This is a genomic window from Stenotrophomonas sp. HMWF003 (genome assembly GCF_003061285.1).
Lineage (GTDB): Bacteria > Pseudomonadota > Gammaproteobacteria > Xanthomonadales > Xanthomonadaceae > Stenotrophomonas > Stenotrophomonas maltophilia_AP.
This window is the reverse complement of record NZ_QAIW01000442.1, coordinates 2,493-3,179: the sequence shown is the minus strand read 5'-3', so window position 1 is coordinate 3,179 and position 687 is coordinate 2,493. Positions and strand designations below refer to the sequence as shown.

Sequence of the window (687 nt, the reverse complement as noted above, 5' to 3'; positions counted from 1 at the left end):
GTTCCCGCCGGCACGGCTGCAGGCGATCACCGACGCGATCACCGCCGGCGAGCGCCGGCACGGTGGCCAGGTGATGTTCGCGGTGGAAGCGGACCTGCCGTTGCTGGCGCTGTGGCAGCGCGTCAGCCCCCGCCAGCGCGCCGAGCACGCCTTCGCGCAGCTGCGCACCTGGGATACCGAACACAACAACGGCGTGCTGGTGTACCTGCTGCTGGCCGACCACGCCATCGAGCTGGTGGCCGACCGCGGCCTGCGTGGCAAGGTGGGCGAGGCGCAATGGGCGGCGATCTGCGCCCACATGCAGCAGCGCCTGCGCGATGGTGCGTTGCAGGACGCGGTGCTGCTGGCCATCGAGGAGGTGTCGGACCTGCTGGCCGGGCACTATCCGCCGGTTCCGGGGTCACAGGATGACGGCCTGCCGGACACGCCGCAGATCCTGGGCTGAAGCCCGGCAATCGGGCGACGGCGGCCACCACTAGGCCGCTCCCGGGCGGCGCTAGAATATCGCCATCCCTGCAAGGCGCCCTTCATGATCTATTTCCACGACATCGACCCCATCGCCATCTCGCTTGGGCCGGTCAAAGTGCACTGGTACGGCATCATGTACCTGCTCGGCTTCACCGCCGCCTGGTGGCTGGGGCGCAAGCGGATCGCCGCCGGGCGCCTGCCGGGGGTGAATGCCGACGG

2 protein-coding genes are annotated in these 687 nt (G+C 70.2%); both read left to right on the top strand.

Translation table 11 applies throughout. The features are described from left to right. Positions 1-445 (top strand): TPM domain-containing protein (locus DBR34_RS19530; RefSeq protein ID WP_258224156.1); only part of this gene is annotated, 445 nt, incomplete at its 5' end. 84 nt (positions 446-529) lie between these two features. After that, the coding region (locus tag DBR34_RS24150) for a prolipoprotein diacylglyceryl transferase family protein (RefSeq protein WP_258224157.1) at positions 530-687 on the top strand (158 nt) is incomplete at its 3' end.